Here is a 327-nt window from a genome sequence, read left to right on the forward strand (position 1 = left end):
CCGCAAGCGCACGTCCATTCGCGAACGGCAAGCGGCATCTTCTCGGCAAGGGCCCCACACGCCGAGCAAATTTTCGACGATGGGAACCAGCGATCCGCCACGATGACCTTGGCGCCATAGAGCTTGGCCTTGTATTGCAACTGCCGCCGAAACTCGGACATCCCGATGTCGGCGATGTGCCGCGCCAATTTCCCGTTTGCCAGCATCCCGCGCACGTTCAGGTCCTCGAGGCCGAGGAGACTGAAGTTACGTACCAGCCACGTCGTCGTTTTATGAAGCCAATCCTGGCGAATGTTGGCAATACGGGCATGAAGGCGCGCCAGTTTC

Annotated in this window: 1 protein-coding gene; it reads right to left on the bottom strand. The window is 59.6% G+C overall.

Features of this window, described 5'->3' with window-relative positions:
* A partial coding sequence (locus ACYQ3M_RS11645; RefSeq protein ID WP_460036247.1) for an RNA-guided endonuclease InsQ/TnpB family protein occupies positions 1–327 on the bottom strand: 327 nt, incomplete at both ends.

It is taken from the genome of Methylothermus subterraneus, assembly GCF_054656915.1.